Below are 25,466 nucleotides of genomic sequence, written 5' to 3' on the forward strand. Positions count from 1 at the left end.
ATGCTGAAACGTTCCGTGCACGCCGTCGCGCGGACCGCAGGCCGGTTCACCGCCGCAGGACGGGTGCTGCCCTCCTTCCTGATCGCCGGGGCGCAGCGCGCGGGCACCACCTCGCTCTACCGGGCGCTCTCCCAGCACCCGCTGATCCTCAAGCCCGGCCTCCACAAGGGGGTGCACTACTTCGACGTGGCCTATGACCGTGGCCTGTCGTGGTACCGGGCGCACTTCCCTCTGCACGCAGGAACCTCCAGGCTGACCCGCCGGTACGGCTGCCGCCCCCACGTCTTCGAGTCCTCCCCCTACTACCTGTTCCATCCGCTGGCCGCCTCCCGCATCGCCCGTGACCTGCCGGGTGTGAAGCTGATCGTCCTGGTGCGCGACCCGGTCGAGCGCGCCTTCTCCGCACACGCCCACGAACTGGCCAGGGGGTTCGAGACGGAGCCCTCCTTCGCCAGGGCGGTCGAGCTTGAGGAGGAACGGCTCGCCGGAGCCGCGGAGGGGCTGTGCGCCGCGCCGTACTCGACGAGTCACGCGCACCGTCACCACGCCTACCTCGCCAGGGGCCGCTACGCCGAGCAGCTCGCCCGGTTCGAGCCGCTGATCGGCAGGGACCGGATACTCGTGATCGACAGCGGGCGGTTCTTCGGCGAACCCGAGATCGTCTACGACCGGGTGCTGGAGTTCCTGGGGCTGCCGCACATCGGCGATCCGGTCTTCGAACGGCACAACGCCCGTCCCCGGCCCGGTCCGATGCCCGATTCGTTGCGCCGTGAACTCACCGACCACTTCGAGGAGTGGGACGCCAAGCTGCCCCACTGGCTCGGCGCGTCCCCCTCGTGGCGCCGCTGATCTCCGCGGGCCTGGCCAGGCTGCCGCGCGTCGGAGGAGCGGCCAGGGACGGCCTGGCGGGACTCGTCGGCGCCGGAGTCGGAGCGGGCGCCCAGTTCCTGACGGTCGTGCTGGTCACCAGGGGCACCGACCGGCAGACGGCGGGCGCCTTCTTCACCGCGACCGCGCTGTGCCTGACCGTCGCGGGCGTCCTGCGGCTCGACGCGGGCAACGGACTCGTCCACGCCATCGCCGGGACCGGCGCCTGCGGTCACGACCGCGCGCGAGGGCAGGTCCGTGCGGCGCTGGCGCCGGTCGCGGCGCTCTCGGTGGCCGTGGGGACGGTCCTGTTCGCCTGCCTGTCCGACCCGGCTTTCCGGGTGCTGGCGGTCGCGTTGCCCGCCGTCGTGTGCGCGGACGTCCTGGTCTCCGCCACACGCGGCTTCGGGATGATGCTGCCGACCCTGCTGCTCGACGGTCTGCTCCAGCCCGTCGCCCAGCTCGTGCTCGTCTCCCTCGCCGTCGCCTCCGGAGTGCGGACGGTTCCGGTCCTGGTGGCCGCCTGGGCGTTGCCGTACGTCCCGGTGCTGTGCCTGGCGGCGCTCTGGCTGCGCGGACGGCTGCCCCACACGCCCTACGCCGGGCCGTACGCCCTGGAGGCCGCGCGTGAGCTGTGGCGCCACACCTGGCCCAGGTCGGCCGCCGCCGCGATCCAGGCGGTGTTCCAGCGGCTGGACGTCATGGTCGTCGCGGTCCTCGCCGGGCCGGAGGAGGCCGCCGTCTACACCGCCGCCACCCGTTTCAAGGTGGTCGGCCAGCTCGTCAACCGGGGTCTGGCCCAGGCGGCGCAGCCCAGGCTGGTCGAGGCGCTCACCGCCGGGAACCTGGGCCGCGCCCGCGCGCTGTACCAGTCGGCGACGACGTGGCTGGTGGCGCTGACCTGGCCGCTCTGGCTGGGGTACGCCCTGTGCGCGCCATGGCTGCTCGGCCTCCTCGGCGACGGGTACGCCTCGGGTGCCGCCGTGGCGCTGGTCCTCGCCGTGACGATGATGCTCGCCGGGGCCTGCGGCATGGTGGACGTGGTGCTGACCGCCGCCGGGTACACCCGCTCCAGTCTGGCCAACCTGGTCGCCGCGATCACGGTGACCACGGCCTGCGGGGTGTTCCTGACCCCCGCGTACGGCGCGGCGGGCGCGGCCCTCGCCTGGGCCTCGGGCACGCTGGTCAAGAATCTGCTGCCGCTGTGGCAGATCCACCGCCGCCTCGGCCTGCGCCCCTTCGGCGCCCACAGTCTGGGGGCGTTGCGGCCCTGGCGGCCCCGGTGACGGGCCGGGTTCCCGTGCTCGTCACGGGGCTGCCCAGGAGCGGCACGAGCTGGACGGGCAAGATGCTGGCGGCGGGCGGCGGCCTGGTCTACGTCAACGAGCCGCTCAACCCCCAGCACCCGCCCGGCCGCTGCCCCGGGGTGCTGAACGCCCACGTCACCCACCGTTTCCAGTACATCTGCCCGGACAACGAGGACCTCTGGCTGCCCGCCTTCACCGACACGGTCGCGCTGCGCTACCGGTTCCTGGCCGAGCTGCGGCGCAACCGCTCGCCGTACGACCTGGCACGGATGGCCAGGTACGGCGCGGCCTTCACGCTGGGGCGGCTGACCGGGCGGCGGGCGCTGCTCGACGACCCGTTCGCGTTGTTCTCCGCCGGGTGGTTCGCAGAGCGCCTCGGCTGCCAGGTGGTCGTGCTGCAACGTGACGCGGTGCCGTTCGTGGGCAGCTGGCAACGGCTCGGCTGGACCGTCTACTTCCACGAACTGCTCGAACAGCCGCTGCTCATCAGGGACCACCCCCACCTGGAGGCGCTGCGCGCGTTCGTCGGCTGCCAGGACCGCATCGCCAAGGCCGTCGCGCTGTGGCGGGCGGCCAGACGGGTCGTCACGACCCTGGCGGCCGGGCACCCGGGGATCACCCTGGTCCGCTACGAGGACCTCGCCGCCGCCCCCGAGGAGGGCTTCCGCGCCCTGTACGGCAGGCTGGGCCTGACCTGGTCGGCCCGCGCGCGCGAAAGGGTCCTCAGGGCGTGCACGGCGTCCACGGGGCCGGCGGGCGGCTTCGTGTGGCACGGCCTGTCCCGTACGGCCTACCGCCCCATGGACTCCCGGCTGGCCCTGGCCCACGCCGCGAACCGGCTGAACCCCGAGGAGACCCGCCGGGTCCTGGAGCTGGCCTCCGGCGGGTGAGCCTCCCTCAGGAGAACAGACGCCGCAGCAGACAGACCGTGAGCAGCTTGAGCGCGAACGGCAGGTCGTGCAGAAGATAGCGGCGGGCCAGCCTGCCGGGCTCGTTGACCAGCCGGAAGAGCCATTCGAGCCCGGAGCGCCGCATCCACGCAGGCGCCCTGCGGGCCGTACCCGCCGCGAACGAGATCGCCGCGCCGCAGCCGATGAACCAGGTCGCGGGCATGTCCTGGCGGAGCCTCGCGATGAGCCGGTCCTGCTTGGGGAAGCCCAGGCCGACGAACACCACCCGGGGCGCGGCGGCCAGCATGGCGTCCTTGACCTCCGCGTAGCCCTCCTCGGTCGTCTCGAACCCGTGCGGCGGGGCGTCGGCCCCCACCACGCGCAGCCGGGGATGGCGGCCGCGCAACCGGGACGCCGCCTGCGCGGCGGCGCCCTGCGGGCCGCCGAGCAGGTAGACCGGGTAGCCGTAGAAGGCCGCCGCGTCCGACAGGGACCAGATCAGGTCGGCGCCGGTGACCCTGCCGGGGACGGGTGTGCCGAGCAGGTCGGCCGCCCACACCAGCGGCATGCCGTCGGCGACCGCCAGATCGGCCCTCTCGACCAGCTCGCGCGCCTCGGGGTCGCGGGCGACGGCCCAGCCGATGTCCACGTTGGGGGTCACCAGGTGGCCGCCCTCGCCGCGTTTCAGCGAGGCGACCACATGCTCGACGACCTCGCCCTCGGTCATCGGGTCGAGGACGAGACCGGCGACCCGCACCCTGCGGCGTTTACGGGCCTCCTCGTCCCTCCCCCCGTCCTGGCTCTTGTCCCGGCGCCGCCTGCCATGAGCCGGGCCCGGGGTCTGCCTGGCCGTACCGGTCGCCATCAGATGCCGTGCCCGCGGTGGTGCAACGCGCCCAGCACCGTGTGGGCGGAGACCAGACCGGCCGCGACGGCCAGCGCGATGGGCGTGCGTGGCTCGCCGCGCCGTACGGTGAACGCCCGCAACGCCCAGCGTCCGGCCTCCCTGCGCCTGCCGAGGGCCGCGTTGTGGAAGGCGATCTGGCCGTAGACCCGTGCCGCGCCGCGCGGGTCCACGGCCAGATCCGGGTGCCGGGCGAGCATCCACTCAAGCCCGGCGATGCGGTCCGCCCATCTGGTCGCATACTGCGAGGCGCCCCAGCGGACTCGCACCAGCGGACGGTCCACATGCACGATGGGACGGCGCTCGGCGGCGCGCAGCGCCAGGTCCCAGTCTTCGTTCTGACCGTTCGGCGCGCTCTCGTCGACCAGGAACGCTCCACGCCGGAACAGGAACGTCGAGGAGTGCACCATCGCCATCCGCGAGCGCAACAGGTGGGCCCGGGTGATGGAGGAGGTTCCCGCCAGGCGCCGGACGCTGCGGGAGCCGTACTCGATCTCGATGGCGCAGCTGGCGAACTCCGCGCCGGGCCGCGCCGCGAGCGCGCCCATCTGGGCGGCGAGTTTGCCCGGTGCCCACTCGTCGTCGTCGTCGCAGAAGGCGACCAGGTCGGTGTCGAGCGCCTCGATGCCCGTGTTTCGCGCCCCGGGAAGACCGGGGAGACGCCGGTTGGCCACGACCCGGACACTCCGCGAGGTCGTTCCCGCCCCCCGGGCGAGGAAGTCGGCTAGTTGGTCGGTGACCCCGGCGGTGTCCGTGCCGTCGACGACGACGACCACCTCGACCGATCCGGAGCACACCTGGCCGAGGGCGGCGCGCGTCGCGGCGCGCAGGTGCTCCGGCCTGTGACCTCTCGTGGGGATGACCACTCCCACCGACGGACTCACACAAGCCTCCCGCGATAGCCGTACTTGATCATCAGTGGCCAGGTCAGTGCGGTGACCAGGCTCCGGTGCAGGACGGGGGCCGCGGTGCGCCAGGCATCGTCGGGGACCAGCCCGATGGGGCCGACCGCGAAGCGCATCGGGTTCCCCGCGACCGTGTGCGCCCTGGAGAGCAGGGCCTTCTCACCGGTCAGGAAGTCAAGGCCGACGGGCAGGCCGATCCTGGCGGCCAGGTGCCCGAGCGTTTCCGCCGGGGCCCGGACGAGGTCCTCGTAGCGGACCCTGGTGACCGGCACGCCGCCACGGGCCAGCAGTTCGATGCCGAGGTTCTGCGCCAGCCAGTGCACCGAGGTGCGGCCGGGCGACCAGCGGGTCATCGGGGAGCCGCTCTCCGGGCGGATGACCCGCCTGTGCCAGGAGTGGGCGACCGCCCGGGGGTCGCGCACGACGTGCACGACGTGCACGTCGACCCCGGAGGCGGCCAGGCAGAAGGCCAGGGAGGCGTGCTTGCTCGAATCGACGACGACCGGGCAGCCCGCGACCTCACTCGCCGCGTCATAGAGACGGCGATGGGCGGCGACGTACTCGCCCAGTGCGGCGGGCCTCCGCGACGACCGGCCGCCGGCCAGGAACCGGGCCAGGGCGGGGATGCGCCGGGTGCGGTCGACCCGCAGGCCGAGTGTGACGACCCTTTCAGCGAGGTCCTCCGACCAGCCGCCGAAGGCGCGGGCGCCGACCTCGCGCCAGAAGGGGCAGGTGCCGAACGGCCTCGCGCACCCGCAGTCCTCGTTCGCGAGCACGCCCCGCGTCCAGAGGTGGGCGACCTCGCCGAGCGGCGCGATGCCGGGGACCTCACCGAGCAGCCGTTCGAGCAGTGTGGTGCCGCTGCGGCCGAGACCACCCAGGAAGACGACCCTGGCGGGAGACGGACTGTCAGACACGGGCACGAATCCTCACCGGATGGATACGGAACGTGCCGAGACTAGCGCGGAGAGTCACATTCGGGTTGGGGAACGGTCAAACGATCTACCGACCCCCACGCGGCGCGGCTTCGCGACCCGCCGGGACGGCTCGGCCGCGTGAACGCGAAGGTCCCCTCCCCCACCCGCGTACGGCGGGCGGTGAAGGGGACCGGAGGCAGGGCGTTATCGGGCCTCGACGATCATCCCGGCGCCGACGGTGTTGTTGGTCGTCTCGTCCACGAGGATGAAACCGCCGGTGAGGCGGTTCCTGGCGTAGTCGTCGACGAACAGCGGCTGGGTGACGCGCAGCGAGACCCGTCCGATCTCGTTCAGGCCGAGGGCCTCGGCCGACTCGTCGCGGTGCAGGGTGTTGACGTCGAGCCGATAGTGCAGGTCGCGGACCAGCGCGCGGGCCGTACGGGTGGTCTGCTTGATGGTCAGCTTGGCGCGCGGGCCCAGCTTGCTGGCGTCGGTCATCCAGCAGACCATCGCCTCAAGCTCCTGGGCGGCCTGCGGCTGGTTGTTCGGGCGGCAGATCATGTCGCCCCGGGAGATGTCGATGTCGTCCTCAAGGCGGAGGGTCACCGACATCGGCGGGAAGGCCTCGTCCACGGGGCCGTCGAAGGTGTCGATCGAGGCGATGCGCGTGGTCAGCCCGGAGGGCAGGTGCATGACCTCGTCGCCCGGCTTGAGGACGCCGCCCGCGACCTGGCCCGCGTAACCCCGGTAGTCGTGGAAGGCCGGGTCGGTCGCCCGCTGCGGCCTGATCACGTACTGCACGGGGAATCGCACGTCCACCAGGTTGCGGTCGGAGGCGATGTGCAGGTGCTCAAGGTGGTGCAGCAGCGAGGAGCCGTTGTACCAGGGCATGTTCTCCGAGCGGGAGACCACGTTGTCGCCGTGCAGCGCCGAGATCGGGATGAACGTCAGGTCCGGGGCGTTCAGCTTGGCGGCGAAGGCGGTGAACTCCTCGCGGATCTCCTCGAACCGCTCCTGGGAGTAGTCGACCAGGTCCATCTTGTTGACCGCGAGCACCAGGTGCGGCACCCGCAGCAGCGTGGTCAGGAAGGCGTGCCGCCGCGACTGCTCGACCACGCCCTTGCGCGCGTCGATCAGGATGATCGCCAGGTCCGCGGTCGAGGCGCCGGTGACCATGTTCCGGGTGTACTGGATGTGGCCCGGGGTGTCGGCGATGATGAACTTGCGCTTGGGCGTGGCGAAGTAGCGGTAGGCCACGTCGATCGTGATGCCCTGCTCCCGCTCGGCCCGCAGGCCGTCGGTGAGCAGCGACAGGTCGGTGTACTCGGTGCCGCGGTCGCGGGAGGTGCGCTCGACGGCCTCAAGCTGGTCCTCGAAGATCGCCTTCGAGTCGAAGAGCAGGCGGCCGATGAGGGTCGACTTCCCGTCGTCGACGCTTCCCGCGGTGGCAAAGCGAAGAATGTCCATCAGAGCTGCTCTCCAGAGATCGTACGGCTGGCACGGGAAGGCCGCGCGGCGCGCGGGCCGAGGGGGCGGGGCCGCTCCCGGGAGGGAGCGGGCCGGTGCGGCAGGACCTCGCGCACTAGAAGTACCCCTCCCGCTTGCGGTCCTCCATCGCCGCCTCGGAGGCCCGGTCGTCGGCGCGGGTCGCGCCGCGCTCGGTGAGCCGGGTCACCGCGATCTCCTCGATGATCTCCTCGACCGTGGTGGCGGTCGACTGGACGGCGCCGGTGCAGGTCACGTCGCCGACCGTGCGGTAGCGGACCGTCATCTCGACGAGCGGCTCGTCCTCGTCGCGGGGGATGAACTCGGTGTCGGACAGCAGCATGCCGTCGCGCTCGAACACCTTGCGCCGGTGGGCGTAGTAGATCGACGGGATCTCGATGCCCTCACGCCGGATGTAGTCCCAGACGTCGAGCTCGGTCCAGTTGGACAGCGGGAACACCCGGATGTGCTCGCCCTTGCGGATTCGCCCGTTGTAGAGGTTCCACAGCTCGGGCCGCTGGTTCTTCGGGTCCCACTGACCGAAGTCGTCACGGAAGGAGAAGACCCGCTCCTTGGCGCGTGCCTTCTCCTCGTCGCGGCGGGCGCCGCCGAACACGGCGTCGTACTCGTTGTCCTCGATCGCGTCGAGCAGGGTCGTGGTCTGCAGCCGGTTGCGGGAGGCCCTGCGGCCCGTCTGCTCGGTGACGCGCCCGGCGTCGATGGAGTCCTGCACGCTCGCCACGACCAGGCGGGCGCCCAGCTCGGCGGCCCTGCGGTCGCGGAACTCGATGACCTCGGGGAAGTTGTGCCCGGTGTCGACGTGCATCAGCGGGAAGGGGATCGGCGCCGGCCAGAAGGCCTTCTCCGCGAGACGGAGCATGACGATCGAGTCTTTACCACCGGAGAAGAGCAGACAGGGACGCTCGAACTCGGCCGCCACCTCACGCATGATGTGAATGGCCTCTGCCTCAAGGACATCGAGCTGCGACGTGGTGTAGTCGCACTGAAGCATCTGACTCTCCTAGCGGGGATTATCGGTGGAGATCCCGGATTCCGGCGAGCAAGGTCGGCGCCAGTCCCGGTAGGGAAACAAGGATATCCGGCAGCGACGGGTCGCCCTGGTTGTAGGTCAGGGGTGAGCCGTCGATCCGGCTGGCGTGGGCTCCCGAGGCGAGGGCGACGGCGACCGGGGCCGCGGAGTCCCACTCGTACTGGCCGCCCGCGTGCACGTAGGCCTCGACCCTCCCGGTGAGGACCGCGGAGATCTTGGCGCCCGCCGACCCGATCGGCACCAGGTCGGCCCCCGTACGGCGGGCCAGTTCGACGACGAACTCGGGGGGCCTGCTCCTGCTGACCGCGATCTTCGGCCTGGTGCCGGCCGTGAGCTGCGGGAGGACGGGGGGTTCCAGAGTGGACAGCGTCGTGCCGGCGGCGGGCAGCGCCACCGCCCCCGCGCGCAGTGCGCCGTTCTCCCACAGCGCCACGTGCACCGCCCAGTCGTCGCGGCCCTCCTCGGCGAACTCGCGGGTTCCGTCGAGCGGATCGACGATCCACACCCGCTCCGCCGTCAGGCGCCGGGGGTCGAGACGCTCGTCCTGAGTCGCCTCCTCGGATAGCACACTGTCACCTGGACGTGAGGTCGCCAGGGCGTCCATCAGGAGGCGGTGCGCGGAGGAGTCGCCCTCGGCGCGCAGCGCGGCCGGGTCGTCGAAGCCCCTCTTGTCGCGCAGGGCGAGCAGCAGTTCGCCCGCCTGAGTCGCCAGGTCCGCGGCGAGAACGTGGTCGTCGCGAATCGTCATCAGTATGCTCCAGCCCCTCGCGCGACAGCCGACCAGGTCTTCCACAGGATCTGCAGGTCCAGCGTGAGGGACCAGTTCTCCACATAACGTAGGTCCAACCGTACAGATTCCTCCCAAGATAGGTCAGACCGCCCACTGACTTGCCACAGGCCGGTCATGCCCGGCTTTACCAGCAGCCGCCGCCGGACGTCGTCGCCGTACCGGGCGACCTCCTCGGGCAGCGGGGGTCTCGGGCCGACCAGCGACATCTGACCGAGCAGCACGTTGACAAGCTGCGGCAACTCGTCCAGGGAGTGACGCCGCAGCCGGGCGCCCACCGGGGTGATGCGCGGGTCGTTGCGGATCTTGAAGAGCACGCCCTGGCCGTCTCCGGTCAGGGTGATCCGGCGCCGCTCCGCGTCGGTGGTCATGGTGCGGAACTTGTAGATCGTGAACTCGGCGCCGTCCCTGCCGACCCGCCGCTGCCGGAAGAACACCGGCCCCGGCCCCGAGGCCCGTACGGCCAGCGGCAGCACGGCGAACAGCGGCAGCAGCACGACGAGCAGCACCCCGGCGCCGACCCGGTCGAAGAGGTTCTTGACCAGTTGCCGCGGGCCGGTGAGCTCGGGGTGCTCCACGTGCAGCAGCGGCAGGCCCGCGGCGGGGCGGATGGTGATTCGCGGCCCGGTGACCTCCATGAGCGCCGGGGCGACGACCAGGTCGGTCTCGGTGCGTTCGAGGCGCCAGGCCAGACGCCGCAGCGCCACCCCGTCCATCTCGGGACAGGCCAGGACCGCGACCGTGTCGGCCGACACCTGCGGCACGGCGATCGGGACGTCCGACAGGCCGCCGAGCACGGCGACCCCCTCCACGTCCCCCATCCCGTCGTACGGCACGCAGACCCCGACGACCTCCATGCCGTGGTAGCGCTCCCTGCGGAAGCGGCGGACGAGGTCGGCGACCGCGGCGCGGTGACCGACCGCGACGACCCGGCGCATGCAGGCCCCCTGGGCCCGCCTGCGGTGCAGACGGCGGCGCAGGCCGTACCTGGCGAGGATGGTCAGCAGCGTCGCCAGCGGCAGGGCGAGCACGACGTATCCCCTGGCCACGTCGGTCTTCGTCACGTATGCGCCGATGGCGAGGGCCGCGGTGAGGGTGAACCCGCACTGGAAGATCCGCTGGAACTCCTCGGCCCCCAGCCCGATCAGGCGAGGCTCGTAGGCACGGTTGATCCTGATCGCGCAGACCCAGACGACCGGAAGCGTGAGGCTCAGCAACACGTACGGGGTCACATATGGGGTGACCTCGCCGAACCGGACGAACAGCGCGAGCGTCCCGGCCAGGGAGGCTGAGCCGAGATCGGCCACCGCGGCTCGCACCCGGTAACGACGGACCCAGTCCGGCAGACTCGGACGGACCGCCCATGCGGTCCTCGGCCTCGCCCGGTCGACGATTACGTCACGCACGCACTCCCCCTGCGTAACCATGCACCAACGGACAGTGACCGAATGTTAGCGTCAGGAACGGGAGGTACGAGGTTCGAAGGCCGAAACGCGCGCCGTTCGTACGAACGGCTAGAAGTCGATCACCGGGGCGGGCCCGAGATGTTCAGGTCGGTCGCGTGGAAGGCGTTCTGAGTGGGTTCGAGCCCCGCCTTCATCAGCGACTCGACCACGTCCGCCGCCTTGTCCACCAGGAACGGCAGGTCCTTGCGCTCGGCGGTCGCGAAGTCGCGCAGGACGAAGGAGGCGGCGTCCATCCGGCCGGGCGGGCGGCCGATCCCGAAACGGACCCGCAGGTAGTCACGCGTCGCGAGGGACTTGGTGATCGACTTCAGCCCGTTGTGGCCGTTGTCGCCGCCGCCGAGCTTGGCCCTGAGCGCTCCGTAGGGGATGTCCAGCTCGTCGTGGACCACGATCACCCGGGCCGGTTCGACCTTGTAGAAGTCGGCCAGGGCCTTCACCGGGCCACCGGAGAGGTTCATGAACGACAACGGCTTGGCCAGCACCGCGGAAAGGCCGGCGACCCGCCCCTCAAGCACCTCGGCCCGTGACCTGTGGGCCTTGAAGCGCCCCCCGGCCCGCGCGGCGAGCTCGTCGAGCACCATGAAGCCCGCGTTGTGCCGGTTCCCCGCGTACTCGGGACCGGGGTTCCCCAGACCAACGACCAGCCAGCGGTCCACGGTCGGCATCCCTTCTCGCATGCGCGTCAGGTCTCGCACGCGCGTCAGGGCAGCCCGGTCCCGGACTGCCCTGACAGGGGACGACGCGACGACCGCGCACCCCCGGCGTGCTCGGTTTCCCCGCCGCCGTACGGCGGAGCGGGGAAACGGGCCGGGCCGGCGCCCGTACGGCGCGCGGCCCGGTGTACCGGTCTTACCCGGTGTCCTACTCGGCGGCCTCGGCGGCCTGCTCGCCCTCGGCGGCCTCGGCGGCCTCACCCTCGGCGGCCTCGGGCTCCGGCTCGGCGGTCGGGGCGGCGGTGACGTGCAGGACCAGCGTCTCGGGGTCGGCGACCAGCGTCGTGCCCTTGGGCAGCTTCAGGTCGCCCGCGGTGATCTGGGCGCCGATCTCCAGGCCCTCGACGTCGACCTCGACACCTGTCGGGATGTGCGTGGCCTCGGCCTCGACGGAGACGGAGACGAGCTGCTGGTCGAGGATGCCGTCGGCGACCTCACCGGTCGTGGTGACCGGGATTTCGACGGTGACCTTCTCGCCGCGCTTGACCAGCAGGAGGTCGACGTGCTCAAGGAAGCCCTTGAGCGGGTCACGCTGGACGCCCTTGGGCAGCGCCAGCTCGGAGACCGCACCCTGGAGGCGGATCAGGACGTTCGGGGTGCGCAGCGCGAGCAGCAGCTCGTGGCCCGGCAGGGACAGGTGCTGGGGCTCGGTACCGTGACCGTAGAGGACGACGGGCACCTTGTGCTCGCGACGGATCTTGCGGGCGGCGCCCTTGCCGAAGTCGTTGCGGGACTCGGCGGTGATGACTACCTCGGACACGGTGGATCTCCTAGGGATCTTCGTCGGTGGAAAAGGACGCGCTCTCCCTCACCCGCCCTAGCGGAAGGCGTTACGAGCGCTGCGTCTCTTTGCCGGGCCGGCGCCCGGCGGCTCGGATGCCTTTCGAGCCGATGTCTTCGCCCGTCGTGCGGTCTCGGACATCTGCGGCATCCTCGCGGCGAACCCCATCAGCTTAGTGGGTTCCGCGGGGAGGTACGGCCCGGCGTCGCCGGGCCGTACCTCAGGGAGGGTCAGCTGTCGCCCTCGAAGAGGCTGGTCACCGAGCCGTCGCTGAACACCTCGGTGATCGCGCGGGCGATCAGCGGGGCGATCGACAGCACGGTGAGCTTGTCGAAGCGCTTGTCCTCGGCGAGCGGGAGCGTGTTGGTGACGATCACCTCGGAGACCCTGGAGTTCTTCAGCCGGTCGACCGCCGGGTCGGAGAAGACCGCGTGGGTGGCGGCGACGAGCACGTTGGTCGCGCCCTGCTCGTAGAGCGCGTCGGCCGCCTTGCAGATCGTCCCCGCGGTGTCGATCATGTCGTCGATCAGCACACAGGTACGGCCCCTCACCTTGCCGACGACCTCGTTGACCGTCACCTGGTTGGCCACGTCGAGGTCGCGGCGCTTGTGGATGAAGGCCAGGGGGGTGCCGAGCGTGTCGGCCCACCGTTCGGACAGGCGCACCCGGCCCGTGTCGGGCGAGACGATGGTCGTCGTCTCCAGGTCGAGCTTGTCCCTGAGGTAGTTGACCAGCACGGGCATGGCGAACAGGTGGTCGACCGGGCCGTCGAAGAACCCCTGGATCTGGGAGGTGTGCAGGTCGATCGACATCAGCCGGTCGGCCCCGGCCGTCTTGAACATGTCGGCCATCAGGCGGGCGGTGATGGGCTCGCGGCCCCTGCCCTTCTTGTCCTGCCGGGCGTAACCGAAGAACGGCATGATCACGGTGATCCGCTTGGCGGAGGCGCGCTTGAGCGCGTCCACCATGATCAGCTGCTCCATGATCCACTTGTTGATGGGCCCCGTGTGACTCTGCATCACGAAGGCGTCGCACCCCCGGACCGACTCGAGGTACCGGGCGTAGATCTCCCCGTTGGCGAAGTCCCGCAGGGCCGTCGGCGTCGTCCTGACACCGAGGTGGCTGGCCACCTCCTCGGCCAGTTCCGGGTAGGCGCGTCCGGAGAAGAACATCAGGTTCTTCTGGCCGGTCTGCTTCATACCGCTGCTCGTACCGCTGGTCATGCCGTCCTCCCGCCGTGACGGCCCACCGTTGCATTAGCGACGCCGCCGCGCCTGATGGCCCGCTTGCTTCGCTCGCTCACGTCTTGCTCCCCTGCTGGTTTTCGGCCTCGGCTGCCCGCAGTGCCGCCTCCGCCGACCTGGTGCCCGCGCGCCTGCGCGCGACCCACCCTTCAATGTTGCGCTGCCGCCCGCGGGCCACCCCTATCGCCCCGGGAGGGACGTCGCCGGCGATGACCGAGCCCGCGGCAGTGTAGGCGCCGTCGCCGATGTTCACCGGCGCGACGAGCATGGTGTCGCACCCGACGAAGGCGTGCTCGCCGACCGTCGTCTGGTGCTTGTCGACCCCGTCGTAGTTGACGAAGATCGTCGAGGCGCCGATGTTGGCCCCCGCCCCGATGACCGCGTCTCCCGCGTAGGTCAGGTGCGGCACCTTCGCGCCCTCGCCCACCTTCGCGTTCTTCATCTCGACGTAGGTGCCCGCCTTGGCCTTCCTGGCGAGCACGGTGCCGGGGCGCAGGTAGGCGTAGGGACCGACGAGGGCCTCGGGGCCGATCTCCGCCTCGACGCAGACCGCGTTGCGCACGACCGCGCGCTCACCGACGAGCGTGTCGGTCAGCGTCGTGGCCGGGCCGACCTCCGCGCCCTCCGCGATCGCCGTACGGCCGTGCAGCTGGGTTCCGGGGTGGAGGACCACGTCGGGCTCCATGGTCACCTCGACGTCGACCCAGGTGCTGGCGGGGTCGATCACGGTGACCCCGGCGCGCATGTGGGCTTCGAGCAGCCGGGTGTTGAGCACCTTGCGGGCGAAGGCGAGCTGCACCCGGTCGTTGACGCCCTCGACCTCGACGTGGTCGGCGGCCACGTGCGCGCCGACCCGGTGGCCGTCCTCCCTCAGGATGGACAGCACGTCGGTGAGGTACTCCTCGCCCTGGGCGTTGGTGGTCGAGACGCGCTTGACCGCGTCGGCGAGCAGGGTCCCGTCGAAGGCGTAGACGCCGGAGTTCATCTCCCTGATCGCCCGCTGCTCCGCGGTCGCGTCCTTCTCCTCGACGATCTGCAGGACCGCCCCCGTGGTGTCTCGCACGATGCGGCCGTAGCCGTACGGGTCGGGGACCTCGGCGGTCAGGACGGTGACGGCGTTGCCGTCGGCCTCGTGCCGCTCCAGCAGGGCGGCGAGGGTCTCGGTGCGCAGCAGCGGGGTGTCGCCGTAGGTCACCAGGACGGTTCCCTCGATCGCACCGACCGTTTCGAGCACGACTCTGACCGCGTGGCCGGTTCCCCGCTGGTCCTCCTGGATCACGGGCAGCGCGTCGGGACCGGTTCTCGACAGGTGTTCCCGGACCCGGTCTCTCTCATGACCGATGACAACAATGAGCCGCCCGGGTTCGAGGCCTCGGGCGGCTGCGAGCATGTGGTCGACCAGGGTGCGGCCGCACAGCTCGTGCAGGATCTTGGGTGTTTTCGATTTCATCCGGGTGCCCTCGCCTGCGGCGAGGACGATGACGGCGGCCGGGCGCGGCACACTCACGGACGAGGCTCCCTCGGCGTCGCAGCTGAGACATGACAAAGCGGGATGAGATGCGATTACCGCCTGGGAACCGTCCCGTCACCCACTCGACAACGCGAGGATACCTTCCCGTCCACCAACCCACCCAGCCGACCAGCCGGGTTGCCAAACTAGGCAGAACGGACAGCTCCGGCACCAGGACTCGAACCTGGACAACAAGGACCAAAACCTTGCGGGCTGCCAATTACCCAATGCCGGATCAGCCTGGCGACTCGGATCACATCCGATCGCCCGACTCCCCTACGATACCGACCCCTTGCTATCAAACGCGCCTCGTTTGGAGACCTCATCTGATACAGGGCGTGCCGGTCGCCGGAACAGCACCGGACAGGCGCAGGCCAAGTGCCGTCTAGCAGACGGCCGGGTGGCGCGCAAGTCGTTAAACCCCTAGACGACGTTCCCCCAAGAGTCACCTTCCCCACATTAAGCACTTAGGGATTCCTAACTTACGATGGCGTAGGTTACGGTTGCGTAGCCCGACAAACGCCCACCTCCTCCCAGCTTCCGTGAGGTAGTGCATGACCGTCATCGAAGAACGCCCCGCGCCCGGCCCGAAGCCGGAGGCGGACCCAGAGCCGAAGACCACGATCGAACTCGTCACGTTCGGCGTGGTCGTGGCCGCGCCTCTGCTCGCCTTGCTCGCCGCCGTTCCCTTCGCGTGGGGATGGGGGCTCGGCTGGACCGACGTCGCGATCTTCTTCGTGTTCTACGCGGTTTCCGGGCTGGGTGTGACCGTTGGCCTGCACCGCTACTTCACTCACGGTTCCTTCAAGGCCAAGCGCCCGATGAAGATCGCGCTGGGCATCGCGGGCAGCCTCTCGCTGGAGATGTCGGTGCTCGACTGGGTGGCCACCCACCGCAAGCACCACAAGTTCTCCGACAAGGAGGGCGACCCGCACTCGCCGTGGCGGTTCGGCAGCGGCTTCCTGTCGCTGACCAAGGGACTGCTCTGGGCGCACGCGGGCTGGCTGTTCGAGACCGACCGGGTCAACCGGGAGAAGTACGCCCCCGACCTGCTCAAGGACCCCGACATCGTCAAGCTGCACAAGTTCTTCCCGGTGATGGCGATCTTCTCGATGGTGCTCCCCCCGCTGCTCGGCGGCCTGCTGACCTGGTCGTGGTGGGGCATGCTCACCGCCTTCTTCTGGGGCACGCTGGTCAGGATCGGACTGCTGCACCACGTGACCTGGTCGATCAACTCCATCTGCCACGTCTTCGGCGAGGAGGTCTTCGAGTCGCGTGACAAGTCGCGCAACGTGTGGTGGCTGGCCATCCCGTCGTTCGGCGAGTCCTGGCACAACCTGCACCACTCCGACCCGACGTGCGCCAGGCACGGCGCGCTCAAGGGACAGATCGACCTCAGCGCCGGGGTCATCCGCTGGTTCGAGAAGGCGGGCTGGGTTCACGACGTCCGCTGGCCGACGCCGGAACGACTGGCGGCCAAGCGCATATCCGCCTGAATCATGACACCGCGCCGCACCTCCGGTGTCCCCCCTAACACCTTGGACAACACGCCCGCGCCCCCCTCAAGAAGGGGGCGACGGCCCCCGGTCCGGCGAAATACGGTTCCCGTTTCGCAACCTGGGAGCGCCATCATTGGAAACGTGAGCGAACCCCGACGACGCATGTCAGGCAAGGAACGCCGGGAGCAGCTGATCCAGATCAGCCGGACCCTGTTCGCTGAGAAGGGGTTCGACGGCACATCGGTCGAAGAGATCGCGGCGACCGCCAACGTCTCGAAGCCCGTGGTCTACGAGCACTTCGGCGGCAAGGAGGGAGTCTACGCGGTCGTGGTCGACCGGGAGATGCAGAAGTTGCTCGGCCTGGTGACGGAGGCCCTCTCCGCCTCACACGCGCTGATCAAGCTGGAGCGGGCCGCGCTGGCGCTGCTGGCCTACGTCGAGGAGAACAGCGAGGGCTTCCGCATCCTGGTCCGCGACTCACACGCGGCCTCGGGGACGGGCACGTTCGCCAGCCTGATCAACGACATCGCCAGCCAGGTCGAGGACGTGATGGTCGACCAGTTCGCCGAGCGCGGCTACGACCCGAAGCTGGCGCCCATGTACGCCCAGATGCTGGTCGGCATGGTCGCGCTGACCGGCCAGTGGTGGCTCGACGTCCGCAGGCCCGCCCGCGAGGAGGTGGCCGCGCACCTGGTCAACCTGGCCTGGAACGGCCTCACCGGTCTGTCCCCGACCCCCCGCCTGACCTCCTTCTCCCACGGCCTGGAACCCCGCGGCCTGGAACCCCGCGGCCCCGAAGCTCAGGGCGTCGTGGCCCCGGCGCCGACCGAGAAGGAGCTTCGCGAGCGGGAGAAGGCGCGCGAACGCGAACTGAAGGAGCAGGAGAAGGCCCGCGAGCGCGAGCGGCGCGAGGCCGACAAGCTCGCCCGTGACCTGGAGAAGATCAGGCAGCGGGAGCTGAAGGAGCAGGAGAAGGCCCGTGAGCGCGAGCAGAAGGAGCGCGAACGGCTGCTCAGGGAGCAGGAGAAACTCCGCGAGCGGGAGCTGAGGGAGCAGGAGAAGCTCCGTGCCAGAGGGGCGAGGACACCCGCGGGAGGGTCGGCGACGGCCTCCGGAGATGGGGAAAACCTGGAAACAAGCGAGTAACCAACAGCAGCCGTTGATCCCAAATTAACGTTCCGTTCAATCAAAGCGGGCATTCTGGTCATATGTCCGCCGATCCCGCGCACCCCACCCCCGAAGGACTTCCTCTCCCCCAGGAACGCTTCCTCAACCGCGAGGAGAGCTGGTTGCAGTTCAACCAGCGGGTTCTTGAACTGGCCGAGGACACGTCCCTGCCCCTGCTTGAGCGGGTACGGTTCCTGGCGATCTTCGCCAGCAACCTGGACGAGTTCTTCCGGGTACGGGTCGCGGGCCTCAAGCGGCGGATGGCCACCGGCCTGCTGCTTCGCACCAAGAGCGGGCTCAAGCCCCGCGAGGAACTGGCCAGGATCGCCGCGATCGCCGACGAGCTCGCGCAGCGGCACTCGGCCTGTTTCCACGAGCAACTGCGCCCGCAGCTCGCCTCCGAGGGCATCGAGATCGTGCGCTGGGACGACCTCGGCCGGGACGAGCGCACCGAGATGCGCAAGCTGTTCCGGGAGCGAATCCGGCCGGTTCTGACCCCGCTGGCCGTCGACCCCGCCCATCCTTTTCCCTATATTTCCGGACTCTCGCTCAACCTTGCCGTGACCGTCCGAAACCCGGCGACCGGCAACACCGTGTTCGCCAGGGTGAAGGTGCCCAGCAGACTCCCCCGGTTCGTCGCGGCCTCCAAGGACCGCTTCGTCCCCCTCGAAGACGTCATCGCCGCCCACCTGGGACAGCTCTTCAAGGGCATGGAGGTCGTCGAGCACCACGTCTTCAGGGTGACCCGTAACGAGGACCTGGACGTGGACGAGGACGTCACGGAGAACCTCATGCAGGCCCTGGAGCGGGAGCTGCTCAAGCGCCGCTTCGGCCCTCCGGTGCGCCTGGAGGTCGAGGACACCATCACCCCCGAGGTTCTCGACCTGCTGGTCGACGAGCTGGGGGTGGCCCAGCACGAGATCTACCGGGTGCCCGGTCCGCTCGACCTGACCGGGCTGCACGCGATCTCCGACCTGGAGCGGGGCGAGCTGAGCTTCCGCCCCTTCGTGCCCGCCGAGGTGGTCCACGTCGAGGACGACATCTTCGCCGTCCTGCGCGAACGGGACGTGCTGCTGCACCACCCCTACGACTCCTTCTCCACCAGCGTGCAGCGCTTCATCGAGCAGGCCGCCGCCGACCCGAACGTGCTGGCCATCAAGCAGACGCTCTACCGGACCAGCGGTGACTCGCCGATCGTGGACGCGCTGATCGACGCGGCCGAGGCGGGCAAGCAGGTCGTCGTGGTCGTGGAGATCAAGGCGAGGTTCGACGAGCACGCCAACATCACCTGGGCGCGCAAACTGGAACGGGCCGGATGCCACGTGGTCTACGGGGTCGTCGGCCTGAAGACCCACTGCAAGCTCGCCCTCGTCGTACGGCAGGAGCCCTCCGGCGAGCTGCGCAGCTACTGCCACATCGGCACGGGCAACTACAACCCCAAGACCGCCAGGCAGTACGAGGACCTGGGTCTGCTGACCGCGGACCCGCTGGTCGGCGAGGACGTCACCGACCTGTTCATCCACCTGACCGGCTACTCCAACCACTCGGCCTACCGGCGGCTGCTGGTCGCCCCGCACTCGCTGCGCGGCGGTCTGGTCGCCAGGATCGAGCGGGAGATCTCCCACCAGGAGGCGGGCCGCCCGGCCAGCATCAGGATGAAGACCAACTCCCTGGTCGACGAGCTGGTCATCGACGCCCTCTACCGCGCCTCTCAGGCGGGTGTCCCGGTCGACCTGTGGGTGCGCGGGGTGTGCACGTTGCGTCCCGGCGTTCCCGGGCTCTCCGAGAACATCCGGGTCAGGAGCGTGCTCGGCCGCTTCCTCGAACACTCCAGGATCTACGAGTTCGGCCACGGGCGCAGGCCGGAGATCTGGATCGGCAGCGCCGACCTCATGCGGCGCAACCTGGAGCGCCGCGTCGAGGCGCTGGTCAAGGTCACCAGCCAGCAGCAGCGGATGTACCTCAGCTCACTGCTCGACCGGGCCATGTCGGAGGAGACCTCGACCTGGTGGCTCAACGCGGACGGCAGCTGGGCCCAGCACCCCGGTGACGACCTGCAGAACCATCTGATCAGCACCCGGCGGTGGAGGACGATAGATGACTGAACTGGACGTCCACCCGACCGACATGATCCGCGCCGCGGGGGCGGTGGTGTGGCGGGGGCAGGAGACGGCCCCCGAGGTCGCACTCGTCCACCGTCCCAAGTACGACGACTGGACCTTCCCCAAGGGCAAGTTGAAGCCGGGTGAGCACGTCATCGCCGGAGCCCTGCGCGAGGTGGCCGAGGAGACCGGGATCACCGCGCTGCTCGGCCGGGCGTTGCCGCCGATCCACTACCTGAAGGGCAAGCGGCTCAAGCGCGTCGACTACTGGGTGGCCAGGGCCGCCACCAGCGAGCCGTACACCGACGTCGAGGAGGTCGACGAGGTCGTCTGGCTCTCGCTGAAGGAGGCCAGGCGGCGGCTGACCTACGAGTGGGACGCGGGCCTGCTGCGCGCCCTCACCGCGGTCCCGCTCGCGACCACCCCCCTCGTCCTGGTACGGCATGGCATGGCCGGTTCGCGCCAGGATTGGGAGGGTGACGACGACGAACGTCCCCTGGACGAGGTGGGAAGGCTGCAGGCCGAGGTCCTCACCGACGCCCTGGCGGCCTACCGTCCCGTCGAACTGATCAGCTCGACGAGCAGCCGGTGCGTGCAGACGCTTGAGCCGTACGCCGAGAGCGCCGGGCTTGAGATCCGTCAGGAGCGGCTGCTGTCCGAGACCTACCACGACCCGAGGGCCGCGCTGCGGCTGGTGTCGAAGGTGCTGGACTCGGAGCGTTCGACGGTGCTGTGCAGCCACGGCAAGGTGCTTCCCGAGCTGATCGCCGGGATCACCGACCGGCCCGGGGACGTGCAGTTACGCAAGGGCGCCTTCATGGTGCTGCACCACGCCGGCGGCAGGGTCGTCGGCGTGGACCGCTACATCACCTGAAAGCCGACAGAAGCTCCTCCACGGCCTTGGAGGTCTCGGCCCAGACCGCCGGGAACTCCTCCCACGCCCGTGCCGCTCCGGCCCGCTCAAGGCCGGTCAGCACGCCGTAGGTGAAGGTGTCCTCCCCCGCGAGCCTGGCGTTGGCCGCCTCGGCCGCGAGCCGTTCCTGGGCGACGACGCCGTCCTGGTGGGTGCCGAGCACCTCCTGTACGGCCTCTGCGTGTTTGGCCAGCTTGCCCAGGCCGAGCACCTCGGCGGTGTAGCGGGCCCGCTTGGCCGTCTTGCGCACCTCGTGCATGGCCTCCTCGCGCTCCGGGCCCTCGACGGCCTGGGCCGCCGCGTACGCCTTGGTGACCCGGTTCCAGCCCTTGGCCGCGACGGCTTCGAGGGAGTCGGCGGGCCGCTTGGCGGCCTTGGTGAGCGTGGGCGTGGCGACCAGGTCGTCCAGCGCGTCGAGCAGCGCGAAGTAACGCTCCCCGCCGAGCACCTCCCTGATCCGGTCGTAGGCCTCGTGCTCGGCGTCGAGCAGGTCGGAGCTGAGGCGGGTCCCGACCGGGCCCACGACCAGCTCCTGGTCGAGGGTCGCGAGGCTGCGGGCGAAACGCTCCCTGATGACCTCCAGGTCCCGGGCCTCGCCGAGGACCCCGGCCAGCCACTTCAGCTCCTCCTGGAGGGTCTCGGTCCCCTCGACGACCGATTTGAAGGACTTCAGCGCGCTGCGCAGCCTCCGGGAGGCGACGCGCATCTGGTGGACGGCGTCCTCCTCGGCGCGCCGTACCCGGGGGTCCTGGGCCAGGAGAGCGGCCACCTGGGCGCCGAGATAGCCCATGACGACCTCGCCCGCCGAACCGGACTTGGTCTCGGCGAGCCGTACCGTGGGGACGGGGGCGGCGGAGTTGAGCAGGCGGGCCAGCTTGCTCGACGAGTCGGCGGGCGAGGCTCCCGCCTTCGTCAGCCGCTTGCCGACCTTGGCGAGCAGTTTGACGTCGCCCTCGATCAGTTCGGCCTCGACCTCACGCCAGCGTTCGAGGTGCGGCTGCTCACCCAGCACGGTGCCCTTGACCCGGTCGTCGGCGATCTCGACGAGCCGAACCCCGGCCCCGTTCACCAGGTGGGTCACCGAACGGCGGGTGTCGAGCTCGGCGACGGGGGTCAGGGGCGCGCCCCTGGTGTAGGCGAGCACGAGGTCGGCCAGCTCCCTGGGCACGATCTTGGCGCTGCGGGTCAGCGGGTGGACGATCTCCTGCCGGACGCCCTTCGCCTTGGGGAGCTTCAGGTGCCAGCCCGGGTCGGTGCCGCCCCGGCGCCGCCGCAGGGTGATGCCCCGGGCCGCGAGCCGCAGGTCAGGGGTGTCGAAGTAGAGCGCGACGAGCTGGTGGGTCTTGGGACCGACGACCCCCGAGCAGCCCGGCAGACCGGTCAGTTCGGGCAGCTCGTAGTCCACCGGCACGTCGAACTTGTCTTCTATTTCTATAGCCACAGGCCGTCCCCTGATGTGCCCAGATATCTCTCTCAGTCCCTGCAGTATTTATTGACGTCCCACCATTCGTCCACAACTCCGGACGATCGACCTGCAATTACCCATCGGGTACAGACCCCACCCTGTCCGGACAACGCCTTTCGTTAAGGATTTGTTCATTTTTCGGTCATCTTTTGGGCCACCACGAAAATCCGCCGGAAGGGGAACAGGGTGCCGTGGGGACCGCAGGGGTAGGCCCGCGCGAGCACGTCGGAGCAGTCGTGCAGGAAGTCGTCCGCCTCCTCGGGAGACAGCCGGTCGAGCATGGGGCGCAGGAAACTGCCGGTGATCCATCCGAGCACGGTCTCCTCGCCGGTGAGAACGTGCAGGTAGGTGGTCTCCCAGGCGTCGACCCGGCAGCCCGCCCCGGCCAGCAGGTCGTGATACTCGGCGGGCTCACCGACCGGATCCGGCCTGACCAGGTCGGCGAGCCGATCACGCCAGGTCGTACGGCACAGCTCGTGCACCAGCGCGTGGCTGGGCGCGCCGAAGTTGCCGGGGACCTGGAAGGCGAGCCAGCCCCCCGGCGCGAGCGCCTCCACCCAGCGCGGCAGCAGGTCACGGTGGCCGGGAACCCACTGCAGGACGGCGTTCGACACGATCACGTCGACCGGTTCGCGGGGACGCCACCGGGTGACGTCCTCAACGGAGAAGCTCAGCCCACCCGTCGCCGGGACCCCGGAGGGGGCCCCGGCGAGCATCGCGGGCGAGGAGTCGAACCCGTGCACCTCGGCCTCGGGCCAGCGTTCGGCCAGCGTGGCGGTCAACTCGCCGGTGCCACATCCCGCGTCCACCACCCGGCGCGGGCTCCGCGCCGCTATCCTCGCGACCAGGTCGAAGAAGGGCCGCGACCGCTCGTCGGCGTACCGGCCGTAGACCCGTGGGTTCCATATATCTCTTGACATCAAGACAACTCATAACGGGTTATTTATCTCGATGTCAAGACAGATAGACTCACCACATGACCGTGCACCGCTCCGGCCGCGACCTCGACCGGCCCCGCGACGAGGTGGACCGGCTGGTCACCGCCTGGCGCCAGGAACGCCCCGACCTCGACGTCGAGCCCCTCCAGGTGCTGAGCCGGGTCTCCCGGCTGGCCCGTCACCTGGACCGCGCCCGCCGGGCGGCCTTCGCCGAACACGGCCTGGAGAACTGGGAGTTCGACGTCCTCACCGCGCTGCGCCGGGCGGGCGAGCCGTACGAGCTGAGCCCCGGCGCGCTGCTCAGGGCCACCCTGGTCACCTCGGGAACCATGACGAACCGGATCGACAGGCTCGCCGCCGCCGGTCTGGTACGGCGCCGCCCCGACCCCGAGGACAGGCGAGGGGTGCTGGTCTCCCTGACCGACGCCGGACGGGTCCGGGTCGACAACGCCTTCGCCGACCTGCTCCGCCGCGAACGCGACTTACTGGCAGGCCTCGGAAAGCATGAACAGCAGGCCCTCGCGGGCCTGCTGCGCACGCTACTCGTCCCTTTTGACGCGACCGACACCGGAGCGCACTGACCCCACTGCCCTCATGTCAGGGGACAAACCTCTGACTTTCACTCGCCCAGGCGGTCGGCCAGCTCCAGCCACTCGGTCTCCACGGCCTCCTTCTCCGCGAGGACCTCCTTGAGCTCGGCGTCGAGGGAGGCCAGCCTGCCGTAGTCGGCGGCGGCGTCCGCCATGGAGGCGTGCAGCTTCTCCTCGCGGGTGCCCAGCTTGTCGAGCTGACGCTCAAGACGCGAGAGCTCCTTGCGCAGCTCCCGCTCCTCCTTCGCCGACAGGCCGGTGGTCTCCGTCGGCTGCGGCGTGGCACGGACGTCCGTCGAAGCCGCGGCCCTGGCCGACAGCGCCCCGCCGGAGGCACGCCGTTCGAGATACTCGTCGACACCGCCGGGCAGCATCGACAGCCTGCCGTCGCCCAGCAGCGCGACCGTCCTGTCCGAGACCCGCTCCAGGAAGTAGCGGTCGTGGCTGACCACGATCAACGTGCCCGGCCAGCCGTCGAGCAGGTCCTCAAGCTCGTTCAGCGTCTCGATGTCGAGGTCGTTGGTCGGCTCGTCCAGCAGCAGCACGTTGGGGTCGTCCATCAGCAGCCGCAGCAACTGCAGGCGGCGCCGCTCGCCACCCGACAGGTCACCGACCACCTTCCACTGCGCCTCACCCCGGAAACCGAGGCGCTCAAGCAGTTGGGAGGCGGTCCACTCCTTCTTGCCGACCTGGATGAACTTGCGGATCTCCTCGACGGTCTCCAGCACCCGCCGTGTGGGGTCCAGCTCGGCCAGCTCCTGCGACAGATGAGCCAGCCGGACGGTCTTGCCCCGCACGACCTTGCCGGAATCAGGTCGCACCGTGTCGGCCAGCAGCCGCAGCAGCGAGGACTTGCCCGAACCGTTGACCCCGATCAGGCCGACCCGGTCACCGGGGCCGAACTGCCAGGTCGCGTGCTCCAGAACCAACGGCCCCGCCCCGGGACCGCCCGCGTGCAGCGTGACGTCCTCAAGGTCATAGACCGTACGGCCCAGCCTGGCGGCGGCGAACTTCACCAGCTCGACGCTCTCCCTGGGCGGCGGCTCGTCCGCGATCAGCGCCTGGGCCGCCTCGATGCGGAACTTCGGCTTCGAGGTACGCGCGGGCGGGCCCCGGCGCAGCCAGGCGATCTCCTTGCGCATCAGGTTCTGCCGCCGGGCCTCCGAGGCGGCGGCCACCCGGGCCCGTTCCGCCTTGGCCAGCACGTAGGCGGCGTACCCGCCCTCGTAACGCTCGACCGTGCCGTCGACCACCTCCCACGTTCTGGTGGAGACCGCGTCCAGGAACCACCGGTCGTGGGTGACCACCAGCAACGCCGTACGGCGCGCGGACAGGTGCCTGGCCAGCCAGTCGATGGCCTCGATGTCCAGGTGGTTGGTCGGCTCGTCCAGAATGATCAGATCGTGCTCGCCGACCAGCAGCCTCGCCAACGCCGTACGGCGCCGCTCACCACCCGACAGGGTCCCGGCCAGCGCGGTGAGGTCGATGTCGCCGAGCAGACTGGCCATGATCTCGCGGATGCCCGCGTCACCGGCCCACTCGTGCTCGGGCCTGCCGCCGACGACGATCTCCTGCACCGACAGCGCCGGGTCGAGGTCGTCGCCCTGGGACAGAACCCCCACGTGCAGACCCCGGTTGTGGGTGACCCGTCCCGCGTTCGGCGTGAGGGCACCCGCGATCACCGAGATGAGCGTGGTCTTACCACCACCGTTGCGGCCGACCACCCCGACACGGTCACCGGCCTCGATGCCCAGGGAGACATCCCTCAGCAGAGGCTTGGGACCGTAGGAGTGGGAAACCGACTCAAGATTGACCAGATTCATCGTTTCATAAGGTTACTGCGTTGATGGCGGCGCCTTCGGCGCCGCGGGGCTTGGGCGCCCCGAGTCGGCGCTTTCCCTCGTCACTCCGTCGCTGCGCTCCTTCGCTCCTCAGTCCAAGCACCGACGCACCCAAGCCCTGTCT

22 protein-coding genes and 1 tRNA gene are annotated in these 25,466 nt (G+C 70.1%); 8 read left to right on the forward strand and 15 right to left on the reverse strand.

All coding sequences use genetic code 11. From position 1 onward, the window contains the following. From ABT340_RS28445 to ABT340_RS28455, 3 genes are read left to right on the forward strand one after another with little or no spacing between them, the layout of a single operon-like run. Complete coding sequence (locus tag ABT340_RS28445; protein WP_352013905.1) at nucleotides 1-849, forward strand: sulfotransferase family protein; 849 nt, start codon at nucleotides 1-3, stop codon at nucleotides 847-849. Further along, nucleotides 837-2,153, forward strand: a complete 1,317-nt coding sequence (locus ABT340_RS28450; protein ID WP_352013906.1) for a lipopolysaccharide biosynthesis protein — start codon at nucleotides 837-839, stop codon at nucleotides 2,151-2,153. The genes ABT340_RS28445 and ABT340_RS28450 overlap by 13 nt, the downstream gene beginning before the upstream one ends. Beyond that, nucleotides 2,150-3,064 (forward strand): sulfotransferase, encoded by a 915-nt coding sequence (locus tag ABT340_RS28455; RefSeq protein ID WP_352013907.1) that lies wholly within the window; start codon nucleotides 2,150-2,152, stop codon nucleotides 3,062-3,064. The genes ABT340_RS28450 and ABT340_RS28455 overlap by 4 nt, the downstream gene beginning before the upstream one ends. 7 nt (nucleotides 3,065-3,071) lie before the next feature. Here ABT340_RS28455 and ABT340_RS28460 read toward each other — a convergent pair whose 3' ends face one another. From ABT340_RS28460 to ABT340_RS28515, 12 genes are all read right to left on the reverse strand, one after another. Beyond that, nucleotides 3,072-3,929: a WecB/TagA/CpsF family glycosyltransferase gene (locus tag ABT340_RS28460; protein ID WP_352013908.1), complete on the reverse strand. Its 858-nt coding sequence runs from the start codon at nucleotides 3,927-3,929 to the stop codon at nucleotides 3,072-3,074. After that, a complete protein-coding gene (locus ABT340_RS28465; RefSeq protein ID WP_352013909.1) occupies nucleotides 3,929-4,852 on the reverse strand; it encodes a glycosyltransferase family 2 protein in 924 nt (307 codons plus the stop codon). The genes ABT340_RS28460 and ABT340_RS28465 overlap by 1 nt, the downstream gene beginning before the upstream one ends. Then, a complete protein-coding gene (locus ABT340_RS28470; protein WP_352013910.1) occupies nucleotides 4,849-5,790 on the reverse strand; it encodes a sulfotransferase family protein in 942 nt (313 codons plus the stop codon). The genes ABT340_RS28465 and ABT340_RS28470 overlap by 4 nt, the downstream gene beginning before the upstream one ends. Before the next feature lie 204 nt (nucleotides 5,791-5,994). Beyond that, nucleotides 5,995-7,257, reverse strand: coding sequence for a sulfate adenylyltransferase subunit CysN (gene cysN / locus ABT340_RS28475; RefSeq protein ID WP_352013911.1), 1,263 nt, complete (start codon nucleotides 7,255-7,257; stop codon nucleotides 5,995-5,997). A 115-nt stretch (nucleotides 7,258-7,372) separates the two neighbouring features. Continuing rightward, complete coding sequence (cysD, locus tag ABT340_RS28480; RefSeq protein WP_352013912.1) at nucleotides 7,373-8,287, reverse strand: sulfate adenylyltransferase subunit CysD; 915 nt, start codon at nucleotides 8,285-8,287, stop codon at nucleotides 7,373-7,375. A 19-nt stretch (nucleotides 8,288-8,306) separates the two neighbouring features. Next, nucleotides 8,307-9,074 (reverse strand): 3'(2'),5'-bisphosphate nucleotidase CysQ, encoded by a 768-nt coding sequence (locus ABT340_RS28485; protein WP_352013913.1) that lies wholly within the window; start codon nucleotides 9,072-9,074, stop codon nucleotides 8,307-8,309. Then, complete coding sequence (locus ABT340_RS28490; RefSeq protein ID WP_352013914.1) at nucleotides 9,074-10,540, reverse strand: sugar transferase; 1,467 nt, start codon at nucleotides 10,538-10,540, stop codon at nucleotides 9,074-9,076. The genes ABT340_RS28485 and ABT340_RS28490 overlap by 1 nt, the downstream gene beginning before the upstream one ends. A 98-nt stretch (nucleotides 10,541-10,638) precedes the next feature. Beyond that, on the reverse strand, nucleotides 10,639-11,244 hold the full coding sequence (gene pth, locus ABT340_RS28495; protein WP_352013940.1) for an aminoacyl-tRNA hydrolase: 606 nt from the start codon (nucleotides 11,242-11,244) through the stop codon (nucleotides 10,639-10,641). A gap of 196 nt (nucleotides 11,245-11,440) precedes the next feature. Beyond that, nucleotides 11,441-12,052 carry a 50S ribosomal protein L25/general stress protein Ctc gene (locus tag ABT340_RS28500; protein ID WP_352013915.1) on the reverse strand — a complete coding sequence of 204 codons (612 nt, stop codon included), beginning with the start codon at nucleotides 12,050-12,052 and terminating at the stop codon, nucleotides 11,441-11,443. 251 nt (nucleotides 12,053-12,303) lie between these two features. Then, nucleotides 12,304-13,296: a ribose-phosphate diphosphokinase gene (locus tag ABT340_RS28505; RefSeq protein ID WP_352013916.1), complete on the reverse strand. Its 993-nt coding sequence runs from the start codon at nucleotides 13,294-13,296 to the stop codon at nucleotides 12,304-12,306. Between the two features lie 76 nt (nucleotides 13,297-13,372). After that, entirely contained in the window at nucleotides 13,373-14,824 is a 1,452-nt protein-coding gene (gene glmU, locus ABT340_RS28510; RefSeq protein WP_352013917.1) for a bifunctional UDP-N-acetylglucosamine diphosphorylase/glucosamine-1-phosphate N-acetyltransferase GlmU, read from the reverse strand. Between the two features lie 166 nt (nucleotides 14,825-14,990). Beyond that, nucleotides 14,991-15,062: transfer RNA gene (locus tag ABT340_RS28515), tRNA-Gln, on the reverse strand. A 319-nt stretch (nucleotides 15,063-15,381) separates the two neighbouring features. On the opposite strand from ABT340_RS28515, the gene ABT340_RS28520 reads away from it, so the two are divergent. From ABT340_RS28520 to ABT340_RS28535, 4 genes are all read left to right on the forward strand, one after another. Beyond that, entirely contained in the window at nucleotides 15,382-16,323 is a 942-nt protein-coding gene (locus ABT340_RS28520; protein WP_352013918.1) for an acyl-CoA desaturase, read from the forward strand. Nucleotides 16,324-16,467: 144 nt separating this feature from the next. Beyond that, nucleotides 16,468-17,472, forward strand: a complete 1,005-nt coding sequence (locus ABT340_RS28525) for a TetR family transcriptional regulator (protein WP_352013919.1) — start codon at nucleotides 16,468-16,470, stop codon at nucleotides 17,470-17,472. A 62-nt stretch (nucleotides 17,473-17,534) separates the two neighbouring features. Beyond that, nucleotides 17,535-19,598: an RNA degradosome polyphosphate kinase gene (locus ABT340_RS28530; RefSeq protein ID WP_352013920.1), complete on the forward strand. Its 2,064-nt coding sequence runs from the start codon at nucleotides 17,535-17,537 to the stop codon at nucleotides 19,596-19,598. Beyond that, nucleotides 19,591-20,469: an NUDIX hydrolase gene (locus ABT340_RS28535; protein WP_352013921.1), complete on the forward strand. Its 879-nt coding sequence runs from the start codon at nucleotides 19,591-19,593 to the stop codon at nucleotides 20,467-20,469. The genes ABT340_RS28530 and ABT340_RS28535 overlap by 8 nt, the downstream gene beginning before the upstream one ends. Here ABT340_RS28535 and ABT340_RS28540 read toward each other — a convergent pair. Then, nucleotides 20,462-21,949: a CYTH and CHAD domain-containing protein gene (locus ABT340_RS28540; RefSeq protein ID WP_352013922.1), complete on the reverse strand. Its 1,488-nt coding sequence runs from the start codon at nucleotides 21,947-21,949 to the stop codon at nucleotides 20,462-20,464. The two genes, ABT340_RS28535 and ABT340_RS28540, sit on opposite strands and share 8 nt — an antisense overlap. 155 nt (nucleotides 21,950-22,104) lie before the next feature. Continuing rightward, nucleotides 22,105-22,893, reverse strand: coding sequence for a trans-aconitate 2-methyltransferase (locus ABT340_RS28545; protein ID WP_352013923.1), 789 nt, complete (start codon nucleotides 22,891-22,893; stop codon nucleotides 22,105-22,107). A 56-nt stretch (nucleotides 22,894-22,949) separates the two neighbouring features. Here ABT340_RS28545 and ABT340_RS28550 point away from each other — a divergent pair, with 56 nt between their 5' ends. After that, nucleotides 22,950-23,492 (forward strand): MarR family winged helix-turn-helix transcriptional regulator, encoded by a 543-nt coding sequence (locus tag ABT340_RS28550; protein ID WP_352013924.1) that lies wholly within the window; start codon nucleotides 22,950-22,952, stop codon nucleotides 23,490-23,492. Between the two features lie 38 nt (nucleotides 23,493-23,530). On the opposite strand, the gene ABT340_RS28555 is transcribed toward ABT340_RS28550, so the two are convergent. Further along, on the reverse strand, nucleotides 23,531-25,324 hold the full coding sequence (locus ABT340_RS28555) for an ABC-F family ATP-binding cassette domain-containing protein (RefSeq protein ID WP_352013925.1): 1,794 nt from the start codon (nucleotides 25,322-25,324) through the stop codon (nucleotides 23,531-23,533). Between the last annotated feature and the right edge of the window lie 142 nt (nucleotides 25,325-25,466).

This window comes from Streptosporangium sp. NPDC000239, assembly GCF_040300765.1.
Lineage (GTDB): Bacteria > Actinomycetota > Actinomycetes > Streptosporangiales > Streptosporangiaceae > Streptosporangium.